Origin of the sequence: Streptomyces sp. NPDC050433, from assembly GCF_044458565.1 — a bacterium.
Taxonomy (GTDB): Bacteria; Actinomycetota; Actinomycetes; order Streptomycetales; family Streptomycetaceae; genus Streptomyces.
The window spans coordinates 183,188-196,082 of the sequence record NZ_JBITIB010000001.1; the positions used below are offsets into that span (position 1 = coordinate 183,188).

The window sequence follows — 12,895 nt, forward strand, 5'->3', positions numbered from 1 at the left end:
CTTCTTCGTTCCGGCTGTCGTGGAGGACGGTAGGCGCGGAGGTCACAGAGGCGCGTCGGCCTGCCCGCTATTGCCCGGAGCCGATGGCTCGGTGACGGATTGTGGCCGACGGGGGCGCGGCAACTTCGCCGGTTTCGGAAGGACTTGACCGATCCGGCGACACCGGCACACGGGGCGGGGAAGCGGTGGTACGGGGAGGTCCGGGGCAGGCCGGATTGTCAGTGGTCCCGAGTAGGTTCTCTCTCATGACCACTCTGGGGGAAATGCTGAAGGGGCCCTGTTCCACCTCGCTTTGGGAGCAGCTCTGCCCGCTGCTCGAAGCGCTGGACGAGACGGAGCTGGCCGCCGCCGCGACGGCTCTGCGGAGCTGGCCGCCGGAGCGGCGGCCGATGCCGGACCGCTGGTGGGACGAGTTGCTGGCGGGTGGGACCCGGCCGTATCACGCGCTGGCGGGGACGCGCAGGCTCGGCCGGCTGGTCGACGTGGAGTGGGCGCGGGTGCCGGCGGAGCCCGACGCGGACCGGGACGAGTATGAGGAAGCGAACGAGGCGGCGGATGAGGCGGCGGACGGCGATGAGCCGGCCGACGGCGCGGCCTTCCCCTACGGCGCCATCGCGGTGGCGGCCCCGTCCGACCTGCGCCGGGTGGTGTTCGGCGCCGTGGCCGAGTGGCATCACAACGGAGGAGACGTCGTCGGCTGGAGCACGGTCGCGAGCGCGCCGCTGACCATGCTTCTCAGCGGCGCCGACTATCACGACAACCCGCTCGACATCCAGCTCTCCCCGGACGGCGCGACCGTGGCCGCCTCGGTGGAGTGCCGCTGGCACGCCTGGTCGTCCGCCGGGGAGCCGCTGTGGTCGCTCGACCCCGCGGAGATATGGCCGGACGGGGAGGCCGACGACGGCGGAGACGGCGACGACGAGGGTGAAGGGGAAGAGGACGACCTCGTGGGTATCGACGTCCCGGTGCGGTTCGCGTTCGACGCGGACGGCCGGAGGGTAGCCGTGGGGCGGCTGCGCGGCGGCCCCGTGGCCGTTCTGGACGCGCGGACCGGGAAGGTCCTGGCGCCCGACCCGGGCGGCGCGCGGTGGGAGGGCGAGGGCCCTGTCGCCCTGGACGCGGCCGGGCGGCTGCTGGCGCACGCCCACGGCAGCCGGCTGGTGGTACGCGACGTGGACAGCGGCGCGGTGCTCGCCGACGCGGACACCGGGCTGGCCGCGATCCACGCGCTGACCATGGCACCGGACGGCACCGGGCTCCTCGCCGTCGGGGCGGACGGCAAGGACGACCCGGCGGTGTGCTCCCTGTCCCTGTTGCGACAGGCGGCATCGGCACCGACCCTCACGGCGGGTGAGCTGATACGTGCGGACCGGGCGCCCGACGGCATGATCGCCACCGACCCGATGTCGGTCATCACCGCGCGGGCGGTGTGGACCGCGAAGGGGCCGCTCGCGTTCATGTCGTCGGACGACGGGGATGTCCTGTTCGGCGACGACGGCCGCGTCCTGCGGTTGTCGTCCGGACCGAGCATCGCCGCCTTCACCCCCGACGGCCGCGCCCTGATCACCGTCGGGGGCGCCGAACAGGACGAGATGGACCCGATCGACGTCTGGTTCCTCGACGCCATGGACCCGGCCGCTGATCAGGCCGGGCGCACGCTCCCGTAGATCGGCATGTAGTAGATCGACTCCTCGCGCACGTTCGTGCCCGGCTTCGGCGCGTGGATCATCTTGCCGTCGCCGATGTAGATGCCGACGTGGCTGATGTCGTCGTAGAAGAACACCAGGTCGCCGGGGAGCAGGTCCGCGGTGGCGACGCGCGTGCCGACCTTCACCTGGTCCCAGGTCGTACGCGGCAGCTGCACGCCCGCCTCCTTCCAGGCGGCGGCCGTCAGCCCCGAGCAGTCGTACGAGCTGGGGCCGGTGGCGCCCCACACGTACGGCTTGCCGATCTGGGCGCGGGCGAAGGCGAGGACCTTCTCGGCCTTGGCCGCGTACGTACCGTCCGTGTCGCCCGAACCGGTGCCCGGGTCCGAGCCACCGCCGGTGGAGGGCTGCTGCTGCTCTTCCTGCCGCGCCGCCTCCTCCTGGCGCTTGCGCTCCGCCGCCGCCTCGGCCTCTTCCTTGGCCTTCGCCGCCGCCTTGCGGCGCGCCTCCTCCTCCTTCTTCCGCTCCAGCTCGGCGAGTCGCGCCTTCTCCTCGGCCGTCAGCTCCGCCAGCAGCGAGCGCGCCTCCGCGAGCTTGTTCTGGACCTTCTGCTTGCCCAGCTTGAGCGAGGCCTGCGACTCCGTGAGCGTCTCCAGGCTCTTCGTCGCCTTGGCGCGCTGCTTGGCCGCCGACCGCTGCTCCCTCTGGAAGTCCTCGACCGCCTCCTGCTGGCGCTCGGTCAGCCGGCTCATCAGCTGGGTCTGCTCGAAGTACGACTCCGGGCTGTCGGCGAACATCAGGGCGGCCGTGGGACCGACCGCGCCCGCGCGGTACTGCGCCGCCGCATACGTACCGAGGGAGCGCCGCGCCTCGTTCACCTTGTCGGCGCTCTTGGCGACGTCGTCCAGGACCTGCTCGACCGACTTGCGCTGCTTTTCGGTCGCTTCCTTCGCCTTGTTGTACTGCTGCGTCGCCGTACCGGCCTGCCGGTACAGGTCGTCGACCTTCTTCTGCACCTCTTCCACCGAGGGCTTGGGCTCGGCCGGCGCGGCGGTGGCGCTCTGCGTCGAGAGCAGCGTGACGGACGCGAGCGCGGCCGTCGTGAAACCGACGGCCGGTGTGTGCGCGCGCACCCCGGTGCGGGTGCGCGTTTTGCGATGCGACGCCAAGGCCGACATCTCCTTCCGTGGACCGCCTACCGGGTTAGCTGTCGGGTTCGGGCGGAACGGAAGGCTGCCCTACGGGCCTGGGACTACGGCCCGATTCACCCCGGTCGAACGTGGTGGGTCCCCGGTTCCGAACTCCCTTCACGGAAGCCCGGATTCGGCGCAGGCCGCCCGCCCGGCGCTGATCGCCGATGGAGTACGGACCGCCTCGGCAGGCACGCTAGCCAATCTGTGGTGCTGCTGTGAAGGATGATGGCCGATATGCCCGATACATTTTCGTGACCTTTCTCGCGAACGGTCGCGCGCACCCCCCGCGAGGCCATGTGGCGGCGGGCTGTCAGTGCGGCACCCTAGACTCAGGAAGCGATGAGCAGCCTCTTTGACGACAGCTTCCTGGCGGACCTCCAGCCCTCGGCCGAGGAGCCCCCGCCGCCACCCGAGGACACCGCTCCGGACCCCGACGACACCGCTCCGGAACAGGTGCCCGACGATCTCTTCGGAGGGAAGTTCGACGTGCCCCCGCCCAGGGATCCGTATCACCGCGACGGTGCCCCGCGCACGGTCGTGGACCCGGCGGCGCTGCTGGAGGGGCTGAACGAGGAGCAGCGCGCCGCCGTCGTGCACACCGGATCGCCGCTGCTCATCGTGGCCGGCGCCGGTTCGGGCAAGACTCGCGTGCTGACCCACCGGATCGCCCATCTGCTGGCGACCCGCAGCGTGCATCCGGGCGAAATACTGGCGATCACGTTCACCAACAAGGCCGCGGGCGAGATGAAGGAGCGCGTCGAGCAGCTCGTCGGACCGCGCGCGAACGCCATGTGGGTGATGACGTTCCACAGCGCCTGTGTGCGGATCCTGCGCCGCGAGTCGAAGCGGCTCGGCTTCACGTCCTCGTTCTCGATCTACGACGCGGCCGACTCCAAGCGGCTCATGGCCCTGGTCTGCCGCGATCTGGACCTCGACCCCAAGCGGCACCCCCCGAAGTCGTTCAGCGCGAAGATCTCGAATCTGAAGAACGAGCTGATCGACGAGGAGACCTTCGCCGGTCAGGCCACGGACCCCTTCGAGAAGACGCTGGCCGAGGCGTACCGGATGTATCAGGCGAGGCTGCGCGAGGCCAACGCCCTGGACTTCGACGACATCATCATGACGACGGTCCATCTGCTCCAGGCGTTCGGGGACGTCGCCGAGCACTACCGCCGCCGCTTCCGCCATGTGCTGGTGGACGAGTACCAGGACACCAACCACGCGCAGTACACCCTGGTGCGTGAGCTGGTCGGCCCCTCGGGCGAGGGATCCGACCCGGCCGAGCTGTGCGTCGTCGGTGACGCGGACCAGTCCATCTACGCCTTCCGGGGCGCCACGATCCGTAACATCCTCCAGTTCGAGGAGGACTACCCGGACGCGACGACGATCCTGCTGGAGCAGAACTACCGCTCCACACAGACGATCCTCAGCGCCGCCAACGCGGTCATCGAGCGCAACGAGAGCCGGCGCCCGAAGAATCTCTGGACGAACGCGGGCGCGGGCGCGCGGATCACCGGGTATGTGGCGGACACCGAGCACGACGAGGCGCAGTTCGTCGCCGACGAGATCGACCGTATGACCGACGCGTCGGAGGCCAAGGCGGGCGATGTCGCCGTCTTCTACCGGACGAACGCGCAGTCGCGTGTCTTCGAAGAGATCTTCATCCGCGTCGGCCTGCCCTACAAGGTCGTCGGCGGCGTGCGCTTCTACGAACGCAAGGAGGTCCGCGATGTGCTGGCCTATCTGCGCGTCCTCGCCAATCCGGAGGACAGCGTCCCGCTGCGCCGGATCCTGAACGTGCCCAAGCGCGGGATCGGCGACCGTGCCGAGGCGATGATCGACGCGCTCTCGGGGCGGGAGAAGATCTCCTTCGCGCAGGCGCTGCGCCGGGTGGACGAGGCGTACGGCATGGCGGCCCGCTCGTCGAACGCGGTGAAGCGCTTCAACACGCTGATGGAGGAGCTGCGTACGATCGTCGAGTCCGGCGCCGGTCCGGCGACCGTCCTGGAGGCCGTGCTGGAACGGACCGGCTATCTGGCGGAGTTGCAGGCGTCGACCGACCCGCAGGACGAGACGCGGATCGAGAACTTGCAGGAACTGGCCGCCGTGGCACTGGAGTTCGAGCAGGAGCGGGCTCAGGCGGCGGGTGCGGACGCGACGCCGGCCACGGACACGGCGCCGGCCACGGACGCGGGGGCTGACGCCGCCGCGACCGCCGCGACGACGTCCGGCACCCTCGCCGAGTTCCTGGAGCGGGTCGCGCTCGTCGCCGACTCCGACCAGATCCCCGACGAGGACGAGGACGGCTCCGGTGTCATCACGCTGATGACGCTGCACACCGCGAAAGGGCTGGAGTTCCCCGTCGTCTTCCTGACCGGCATGGAGGACGGCGTCTTCCCGCACATGCGCGCGCTCGGCCAGGCGAAGGAGTTGGAGGAGGAGCGCAGGCTGGCGTACGTGGGCATCACCCGCGCCCGCGAACGGCTCTATCTGACCCGCTCCTCGATGCGCAGCGCGTGGGGCCAGCCCTCGTACAACCCGCCGTCGCGCTTCCTGGAGGAGATTCCGGGCGAGCATCTGGAGTGGAAGCGCACCGGCCCGATGGCCGCCCCGGCAGGACCGACGTCCGGTGTCGCGTCCGCGCTGTCCACCTCCCGCACCCGGTCGGGCCCCGCGGGCTTCGCCACCCGGCGCGCGACGGAGAAACCGGTCATCTCGCTCGCGGTGGGAGACCGGGTCACGCACGACCAGTTCGGGCTCGGGACGGTCGTCACGGTGACGGGGTCGGGCGCCGACGCGCAGGCAACGATCGACTTCGGCGACTCCAAGCCGAAGAGGCTGCTGCTGCGGTACGCGCCGGTCGACAAGCTGTAGGGGACGCGCGGACACGAGTACACACGGGTGCGGCGGGCCGAGGAGGCCCGCCGCATCGATACCGGGTGCTGAGTTGAACGGGCCGCTTACGTCGCTTACGTCGGGTCGAGGCCGTGGCTGCGGAACCAGGCCACCGGGTCGGTCGCGGCGCCCCCTCCGGGACGTACCTCCATGTGCAGGTGCGGCCCGGTGGAGTTGCCCGAGTTGCCGGAATACGCGACGACGTCACCGGCTTTGACGGGGCCGGAACGGATCTTGGCGCTGGAGAGGTGGCAGTACCAGATCTCGGTGCCGTCAGCGGTGGTCAGGATCACCATGTTGCCGTAGGAGCCGTTCCACTGCGTACGGACGGTGCTGTCCGCCGCCGCCATCACCGGCGTGCCGTACGAGACCGGGAAGTCGATGCCCGTGTGCATGGACATCCAGTTGATGCCGGCCTGGCCGTAGGAGGCGCTGAGGCCCCGCATCTCGACCGGGAGCGCGAACTTGGGGCGGGCGGCCTCTCGGGCCGCGGCCTCCTCCTCGCGCTTCTTCTTCTCCGCCGCCTGACGCTCCTTGAGGTCGATGCGCTCCTGGGTGCGGCTGGCGCGGTCCCCGAAGTCACGCGCGTCGGCGTCGAGAGCGGCGAGTTGGGTGTCGAGCTTGTTGTTCACGGCGGCGGGTTTGACCGCTGTCGCGTCCGAGGCGGTGACCGCGGTCGCGTCGTCCTTGCTCTCCTCGGCGCCGAGTCCGCCGACCGACGCGGCGGCGATACCGGCGACGCCCATCACGCAGGCGGAGGGCACCGCGACGGTGAGCAGCGCCGAACGCTTCGCCGGTGTACGGCGCCGGCTGCGGCTGCCTCCGGCCGCCCGGCGGACGGGGCGGGGGGTGATGCTCGCGGCGGTGACGGTGGCGCCGGCGCCGACGAGTTGGTCCGCGTGTTCGGAATGTTCCGACTCGGGGGCCGGTCCCGGTTCCGATGCTTGTTCAGGCTCCGGACCGGGCGTGTCGTACTCGTGCTCGGTCTCGTACGCGGACTGCTCGTACGCGGCCGGTTCGTACTCGCCCTGCGGGTACTCGGCCTGCGTGAACTCGGTGGGCGCGTACTCCGGTTGCGTGAACTCCGGCTGCTCGTAGCCGGGTTCGTGCGGGTGCTCGGTCCGGTGCTCGATCTCGGGCTCGTACGCGGCCGGTTCGTAGCCGGCGGGCTCGTATGCCGCCGCCGGCTCGTAGGACTCGTACGTCGTGGTATCGCCGTAGTACGGAGCGTCGGTCTGGAACGGTACGTCCGGCTGCGCGGCCGGTGTGCCCGGGTTCCAGGCGGTGGCGTCGTACGCGCCGGTGTCGGCAGCCGGGGCCGCCCACTGGTCGGCCGGGGTGCTCAGGCCGGTCGCGTCGTATCCGTAACTGGCCGCCTGGTTGGCCTCGTTCCAGGCGTTCGCGTCCCACTGACCCGTGGTGTCGTATGACGGGTGGGGCTGCTGGGACTGCTGGGACTGTGCCGCGTAGGCGTCGTACGCCTCGTACTGACCCTGGGGTGCTTGCGGCGCCTGTGTCGCATAGGGGTCGTAACCCGCGTTCCACTGCGCCGAGTCGTACTGACCGCTGTGGTCCGCCTCGTAAGTGACCGTGCCCGCCGGGCTCGTGCCCGGAAGCGCGCCGAAAAGGGGGTCACTGTCGAAGCTGCCTGTGGAGTAGCCGTCGTGGGCGGCGTATCCGGCGTGGGGGTGCTGGTCGTTCACCAACTTCTCTCTCGCCTCGGCAGCAGGACCAGGCTCCTGGGGCCGCCTTGTCGAACGGGGCCCCAGAAGGGGAAAGCAGTGGCCGCGACTGTACCCGGCGGTATGCGACGGCGACAATCTTCGGCGGCTTCCGGGCGCTCTGGAAACGGGCATTCGGCCGTCTTTCGGCGGACGGCGGGCACACCTTTGGCCCTACGTTCGAGAGGCGTTCGATTTCAAGGGTGTCGGTGAGGTGTCGAACCGACATCGAATCGGGGGTGGGCGCAACCGATTTCCGCTGCGCTGGTTTGAGCGGCTGACGGTGGCCCCGGCCTGGGCCGTCGTCGGGCCCTCAGGCCTCGGTCCTCCGGCCTCACGCCACGGATATCGCGCCGTCGGCCTCGTCCTCCGCGTCGTCCGCGCCGCTTCCCGCCCACTCGGCGGCCTCGGCCAGCTCCGTCTCCGTGAACTCCGCCAGTCCGTCGTGTTCCAGGACATATCGGATGCCGGCGGCGACGGCCGGATGGACCGGCAGCGCGAGATGGCCGATACCGGTCACGCCCACGTTCTGCGCGATGAGGTCGGGATGCTCGACGCGGGCCCCCTCGGCGGGTGACATGACCTGGTCGAGATCGCTCCAGAAGCTGACGAACCGGGTCCGGCAGCCGGCGGCCGGCTCCCGCAGCTCCTCGATGAGGTCCGAGCCGGGTCGCATCTGCCGTACGACGGGGTGTGCGCTCGCCAGCGGGATGGCCGCGGTGCCCGCGTGGGGCGTACCCATGGTGATCAGGGTTCGTACCCGTACGTCGCCGCCCAGTCGCTGTACGTAATACCGGGCAATCAGGCCGCCGAGGCTGTGGCCGACGATGTCGACCTCACGGTGCCCGGTGCGGGCGCAGACCTCCTGGATGTGCCGGCCCAGCTCCTCGGCGGCGAGCCGGATGTCGCTGGTCAGAGGCGAGAAATTGAGCGATTCGAGATGGCGCCAGCCGTGCCGGGCCAGTGAGCGGCGCAGCAGGACGAAGACAGAGCGGTTGTCCACGAATCCGTGCAGGAGCAGGACCGGCCGGCGGGAGCGGCCCTCGGTGGGCAGTGCGGCGGCCTCGGGAGGCAGCTCGGATGCGGGGCGCTCCTTGGTGATTCCACCCGGATAGAGGACCAGGTGCCCGGCCAGGATCGCCATCTCAAGGACCGAGGCCCGCAGGAGGGTGACGGGCAGCTCCCAGGGGGCGGGGCGCCTCACGAGGGACGGAAAGGGCGAGAAAAGCTCAGAGAAAGGCGGGATCTTCATTGACCTACCTCCCTACGCCGCACGGGAAGCGAATCCCCTTGCGGCTCCCGTGCCGGGTGGGGCCGACACGACGCAGAGTGAACATGTCCCAATGTGTGATTTCCCCCTCCCCGGCCACCGTGAAACAGCGGCGTGAGAGATGCTGGGGATAACGTTCGTTCACCTCTCCGCCCCTCGTCGGCGCGGGGACCTGTGCCAATGACGACGAAGTCGGTATGTGGAGGCAGTGATGGGTGTGACCGGTCCGATCCGCGTGGTGGTGGCGAAGCCGGGTCTCGACGGCCACGATCGCGGGGCGAAGGTCATCGCGCGGGCGTTGCGGGACGCGGGTATGGAGGTCATCTACACCGGGCTGCACCAGACGCCCGAGCAGATCGTGGACACCGCCCTCCAGGAGGACGCCGACGCGATCGGCCTGTCGATCCTGTCCGGCGCGCACAACACGCTGTTCGCGAAGGTCATCGACCTCCTGGAGCAGCACGACGCGCTGGACATCAAGGTCTTCGGCGGCGGCATCATCCCGGAGGCGGACATCGCGCCGCTGAAGGAGAAGGGCGTGGCGGAGATCTTCACGCCGGGCGCGACGACGACGTCGATCGTGGACTGGGTGAACGCCAACGTCCGACAGCCGGCCGGCGCGTAGGTCCTGCCCGGTCGCCCCCTTGCCCGGTTGTCCGGCGGTCCGGTTGCTCCGGCCGTCCGGTCGTCAAGCGCCGGACGGGCCGCTCGTCCCGTCCGGCGAGGGAGTGGCAGCCTCCAGCTCCGACAGCATCGCGGCGCGCAGACGCAGCGTGGAGACCAGTCGCTGGAACGCCTCCGACCAGTAGCCGCCCGCTCCCGGTGACGCGCCCTCGGGCTCGTCCGGGGTGGCGGTGAGGATGTCCAGCTGGGGAGCCTCCGAGGGGTCCAGGCAGCGCTCGGCGAGGCCCATCACGCCGCTGAAGCTCCACGGGTAACTCCCGCCGTCCCGCGCGATGTCGAGCGCGTCGACCACCGCGCGGCCCAGCGGCTCCGACCACGGCACCGCGCAGACACCGAGGAGCTGGAACGCCTCCGACAGACCGTGCGCCGCTATGAACTCGGCCACCCAGGAGGCCCGTTCGGCAACAGGCAGGGTGGCCAGCAGCTTCGCCCGCTCCGCGAGGGACGACGCCCCCGGACCGGTCGCCGGGGACGCGGACGGCGGGCCCAGCAGGGCGCGCGCCCAGCGGGCGTCGCGCTGGCGGACGGCGGCACGGCACCACGCCGCGTGCAGTTCGTCCGTCCAGTCGTCCAGGACCGGCAGCGTGACGATGTCCTCGGGCGTACGGTCCCCGAGCCGGTCCGACCAGAGCGACAGGGGTGTCGACTCCACCAACTGGCCCAGCCACCACGACCGTTCGCCCCGGCCGCTGGGCGGTGTCGGGCTCACCCCGTCACGCTGCATGTCCGCGTCGCACTCGTGCGGCGCCTCGACGATGACGGTCGGGCCCGTGGGGCCGCCGGTACGGTCCAGGCTCACGCACGTCGCCGCTCGCGCCGCCATCCGCGCGGCCAGTGCCGAATTCGGCAGCGCGGACAGCAACTCCGCAGCCGTCGCGCGGACATTGCGGCTGCGGTCCGAGAGCGCGTCCTCAAGGAAGGGCTCGTCCAGGTCGGACAGTCCGGCGCGCAGCGAGTCGAGGAACATCAGCCGGTCCTCGGCGCGCTCCGTCGCCCACGTCGTGGCCAGCAGCGCCCGCGCCGCGTCCGGGTCCTGCGCGCGTACGGCCGCCAGCAGTGCGACCCGCTCCGCGAACAGCCCCTGCTCCCACAACTGCCGTACCGCTTCGGTGTCCTGCACCCCCGGCAGGACGGCTCCGCCGGACGCGCCGCGCAGCGCGAACTTCCAGTCCGGGTTGAAGCGCGCGAGCCAGAGGCCGCGCGGTCCGGCGAACGCGAGGGCGTGCGGCCGGAGGTCGTTGCGCCCGCGCGCGGCGTCGAGCAGCGCAGGCAGGGCGGCGGCGGGGGCGCGGTAGCCGTGGTCGTTGGCGGCGATGAGCCACTGGGGGAGCAGTTCGGTGAGATCAGGGGTCGTACCGCGTCTGCCGCCCGTACCGGCGGGGGCCGAGCGGTCGGCCAACAACTGGGCCAGGCGCCGCCGCGCGGGCTCCGGCAGCTCGCGTCGGTCGTCGGGCGGTGCGAGCTCTGGCCGCGCGGCGGCGCGCGCCGGAAGCAGCCCCGCGCGCCGCCGCAGCGTGTGGAGCGCGGCGGCGTCCAGCAGCGCGACGGGCGCGTCCTGACCGGGAGCCATGACACCCGCGGGCGGAGTGCGGCGGTCGGTACCGAGCAGGGCCGATGTGACGATTTCTTCCCAGTTCGTGTCCCCGGCGGTCGCGCCGCCGGGGAGGGTGCTGCTGGTCATCGGGTGCCTCCGTACGTGGATGAGAGGAAGGGGTGGGGGCTCATTCGGGCAGGCCCTGACGGCTCGTGGCCCGAAGTGCCGGGTCGTGTCCGCGAAGTGGCGTCGCCCGCCAGGAGGCGGGGCTCACGCGCGCCGCGGAGCGGCGTTGTCGTTGTCCGGCTGTACGTGGCCGATCCGGCGACGGAGGGGGTATCTCCCGTGCCGGAAGGGGCAGATCTTGTCCCGCTGATCTTCGTGGATCGTCGCCGGGCGTCCGGTGCGGTGCCTCGCACGGCGGAGGGTCGTGCTCGTACTGGACGTACCCTCCGAGCCGTGCGGGTGTCCTGGGCGGGTCATGTCAGGCGGACCGTCTCCGACGAGTCCGGCGACCAGGCGGCCAGCGGGGTGAACCCGCGATGCCCGCACTCGCCGAAGACCCTGACCGGGCCGCCGCCGGACAGCGCCACCAGCTTCCACAGACCCGGCCGCGCGAGCGCGGTAGGCGCGATCGGCAGGGCCGACTCCCCTTCGGCGTCAGCCAGTTGCCACCCGTCCCCGTCCCCGTTTCCGCCGTCCGGGACAGGTATGACATCGGTCAGCGTCACCGGCCAGGCGTCCAGCCACGGATCCTCCCGCAGCGCCGAGCCGTACGCCTCCAACGCCACCGTGGTCGTCCCGCCCGGCGGAGGCGTCCCGGTCGGCTCGGGAATCCCCACCTCCTCGCTCAGATCCGCGCGCAACTGCCCCGCCCCCGCGTGCGGTGTCAGCTCCGCCTCGATCACCAGGCCCACCGGCAGCGCCGGTTGCGGCGAGCGGCCCGCCGCGCCGAACCCCAGCACCAGTGCCGTACGCCCCGACTCCCGCCCGTACAGCCAGATCCGGCGCGTGGTGATCTTGCCGTCCGACAGGTCGTACTGCGCGAGGACCAGCCAGTGGTCCTTGACCGGCGGACCGTCGGCCGGGGAAGGGAGCCCGACCCTGGTGCGGACCGTCGTCGCCAGGGGCGCCGGCAGCCGGTCGATCCCCAACCAGCCCTGATCCAGCAGATGCAGCAGCGCCGACTCTTCGAGCAGCCGCACCGGCCAGCCCGCCCCCGAGCCGGGGATCGCGCCCAACTCCCGTACCCGCGCCGCCAGTCCGGGCGCCTGCGCGTCCACCATGCGCGCGGCCGTCTCCTCCCACAGCCCGTATCCCGACTGCTCGGCCGCCGCCAGCCCGCCGCGCAGCAGATCCGTCAGCCGCTGTTCAAGCTCCTGCGCCCCGCCCGTGATCCGGGCCGCCCTGCGCTCCGCCCGGCGCCTCGCCGCCTCCGGGTCGGCCTGTCCGGCCGCCCCGCCGGCCTCGTCCTTCGTCTTCTCCCGCTGCTCCTCGCCCCGCTTCCTGCGGCCCGCCAGCCACTCCTCCGCCCAGTCGGGCGCGGCCCCGTCCCCCACGTCCGTGACCGTCCTGACGGCGGAAGTCCCCTCCGCCGCCCAGAGCAGCAGCAGCCCCAGTGCGTGCTTGCACGGGAACTTCCGGCTCGGGCAACTGCATTTGTACGCCGGGCCCTTCGTATCTATCACCGTCTGATACGGCTTCTTGCCGCTCCCCTTGCACAGACCCCACACGGCCCCCTCGTCGCTGCTGCCCGCGTCCGACCACGGCCCGGCCGCGCTCAGCCTGGCCCCCGCCTTGCGTGACGCATCGTCAGGAGCCAGGGCAAGCACCTGTTCCGTGGTCCAGCGCACCCCCGTGTTATCCATGCCCAAGACGTTAGGCGCCACCACTGACAATCGGCTCCCACCTGCGGAAACGGTCGATTGTCAGTGGCATGGTGCACGGTGGAT

General features: G+C 71.3%; 8 protein-coding genes and 1 riboswitch. Of the genes, 3 read left to right on the plus strand and 5 right to left on the minus strand.

The features are described from left to right. Window positions 1-245 precede the first annotated feature (245 nt). Window positions 246-1,667 carry a WD40 repeat domain-containing protein gene (locus ACIBLA_RS00940; RefSeq protein ID WP_399197441.1) on the plus strand — a complete coding sequence of 474 codons (1,422 nt, stop codon included), beginning with the start codon at window positions 246-248 and terminating at the stop codon, window positions 1,665-1,667. Here ACIBLA_RS00940 and ACIBLA_RS00945 read toward each other — a convergent pair. Next, window positions 1,643-2,824 carry an NlpC/P60 family protein gene (locus ACIBLA_RS00945; protein ID WP_363240135.1) on the minus strand — a complete coding sequence of 394 codons (1,182 nt, stop codon included), beginning with the start codon at window positions 2,822-2,824 and terminating at the stop codon, window positions 1,643-1,645. The two genes, ACIBLA_RS00940 and ACIBLA_RS00945, sit on opposite strands and share 25 nt — an antisense overlap. Then, a riboswitch (cyclic di-AMP (ydaO/yuaA leader) is annotated at window positions 2,823-2,985 on the minus strand. It overlaps the preceding gene by 2 nt. A gap of 193 nt (window positions 2,986-3,178) precedes the next feature. Between ACIBLA_RS00945 and pcrA the strand changes: the two genes are divergently transcribed. Beyond that, on the plus strand, window positions 3,179-5,713 hold the full coding sequence (gene pcrA, locus ACIBLA_RS00950; protein ID WP_399197442.1) for a DNA helicase PcrA: 2,535 nt from the start codon (window positions 3,179-3,181) through the stop codon (window positions 5,711-5,713). A gap of 95 nt (window positions 5,714-5,808) precedes the next feature. On the opposite strand, the gene ACIBLA_RS00955 is transcribed toward pcrA, so the two are convergent. Together ACIBLA_RS00955 and ACIBLA_RS00960 are read right to left on the minus strand one after the other, a co-directional pair. Then, a complete protein-coding gene (locus ACIBLA_RS00955; protein WP_399197443.1) occupies window positions 5,809-7,437 on the minus strand; it encodes a peptidoglycan DD-metalloendopeptidase family protein in 1,629 nt (542 codons plus the stop codon). 352 nt (window positions 7,438-7,789) lie between these two features. Continuing rightward, complete coding sequence (locus tag ACIBLA_RS00960; protein ID WP_399197444.1) at window positions 7,790-8,707, minus strand: esterase/lipase family protein; 918 nt, start codon at window positions 8,705-8,707, stop codon at window positions 7,790-7,792. 229 nt (window positions 8,708-8,936) lie between these two features. Between ACIBLA_RS00960 and ACIBLA_RS00965 the strand changes: the two genes are divergently transcribed. Beyond that, window positions 8,937-9,350 (plus strand): cobalamin B12-binding domain-containing protein, encoded by a 414-nt coding sequence (locus tag ACIBLA_RS00965; protein WP_363240132.1) that lies wholly within the window; start codon window positions 8,937-8,939, stop codon window positions 9,348-9,350. Between the two features lie 63 nt (window positions 9,351-9,413). Here ACIBLA_RS00965 and ACIBLA_RS00970 read toward each other — a convergent pair whose 3' ends face one another. Together ACIBLA_RS00970 and ACIBLA_RS00975 are read right to left on the minus strand one after the other, a co-directional pair. Beyond that, window positions 9,414-11,090, minus strand: a complete 1,677-nt coding sequence (locus ACIBLA_RS00970; RefSeq protein WP_363240131.1) for a DUF5691 domain-containing protein — start codon at window positions 11,088-11,090, stop codon at window positions 9,414-9,416. 332 nt (window positions 11,091-11,422) lie between these two features. Further along, window positions 11,423-12,811, minus strand: coding sequence for an SWIM zinc finger family protein (locus tag ACIBLA_RS00975; RefSeq protein WP_363240130.1), 1,389 nt, complete (start codon window positions 12,809-12,811; stop codon window positions 11,423-11,425). Between the last annotated feature and the right edge of the window lie 84 nt (window positions 12,812-12,895).